Consider the following 1,426-nt stretch of genomic DNA (forward strand, 5'->3'; position numbering starts at 1 on the left):
AACCGAAGGTGAAGAGTTTGCATAAGTGCGCCCTTGTCCTTTACAGGCCCACGGGTACACGCTAGACGTGCAGGTAGCAAATCTATTCAGCCAGAACAGTTACTTGAAGACCCGGAATATTTCGTGACCACTTCTGACACCATACCCGCCAGATCCCCTGAGACTGAACTTGAACGGGCCGAGAAGCGCTATGCTCAGGCCAAGGCCCGCCTGCTCGCACTGAAGAACCGCGAAGCCACCAAAGCCCGCAAGCTGGATACCCGGCGCAAGATCATTCTGGGCGGCGCGCTGGTTGATCTGGCGATGCGGGATTCCAATGCCGCCGCCATGATCGACCGGCTGGTGCGCAACCTGCCCCGCGAACAGGACCGCAAGGCCTTCGACGGCTGGGATGCGAAGCAGCCCGCCAAGGCAGAAGATTCCCCTGCCCCGTCCTCCGGACCCGGTGAGGCGCAGGCCACGGCATGAACATACTCGGATCTGTTCTCATGACCCTGACGCGGATCGGGGTGTTTCTGATTGCCACGCCCCTGATGCTGATCCAGCTGTTCATCTGGCTCGGCGTCGTCACCTTCGGCGCAACCCTCCTCAACATGCTGGTGCAGATCTGGCTGACCAACCTGCTCGGGGAGACCGGATTCTTCTCCGGCATCATCCGCTCGGGTGTGTTCGTTCTGCTCTATCTGGTGGGATGGGCGATGGCGATTGTGTTCTGGGCGCAGATGCACGGCATTGATGCGCTACTCCGCAGAGACCGGGGCGACAGCCACGGCTCGGCGCGCTTTGCTTCGAAGGCAGAGCGTAAGGCCTTCCAGTCAGAAGACGGTCTGCTGATCGGCCGCGACATCGGAACCGGCAAGCTGCTGCGCTATGACGGCCCGGCGCATCTGCTGACCCTCGCCCCCACACGGGCAGGCAAAGGTGTGGGCACGGTGATCCCGAACCTGCTGACGATGCCGCGCTCGGTGCTGGTGATCGACCCCAAGGGCGAGAATGCAAAGATCGCAGGCGCGGCGCGCAAGCGGTTCGGCGCGGTTCATATCCTTGACCCGTTCGGTGTCACCGGCCTGCCCGCCTCGGCCTATAACCCACTCGGGCGGCTCTCGGCGCAAAGTCTGGATCTGGGCGAAGATGCCGCCTCTCTGGCTGAAGCGCTGGTGATGGATCCGCCGGGCCAGCAATCAGAAGCGCATTGGAACGAAGAGGCCAAGGCGCTGCTGTCGGGGCTGATCATGTTCGTGGTGGCGCATGAAGATGCTGACCGCAAAACCCTCGCCACGGTGCGGGAATATCTGACTCTGCCGCCGGAGCGGCTCCGGACCCTTCTGGAGCTGATGCAGGACACTGATGCTGCCGGAGGTCTGATCGCCCGTGCTGCCAACCGCTTCCTTGGCAAATCCGACCGCGAAGCGGCCTCGGTGATGTC

General features: G+C 62.5%; 2 protein-coding genes. Both read left to right on the forward strand.

Annotation, left to right across the window (positions count from 1 at the left end; all coding sequences use genetic code 11):
• The first annotated feature begins 123 nt into the window (after positions 1-123).
• Entirely contained in the window at positions 124-468 is a 345-nt protein-coding gene (locus tag J2X53_RS22440; protein WP_349039705.1) for a mobilization protein, read from the forward strand.
• Between the two features lie 20 nt (positions 469-488).
• Positions 489-1,426: type IV secretory system conjugative DNA transfer family protein (locus tag J2X53_RS22445; protein ID WP_349039706.1), on the forward strand; the 938-nt coding region annotated here is incomplete at its 3' end.

The sequence above is a fragment of the Pseudotabrizicola sp. 4114 genome (assembly GCF_031457365.1).
GTDB lineage: Bacteria > Pseudomonadota > Alphaproteobacteria > Rhodobacterales > Rhodobacteraceae > Pseudotabrizicola.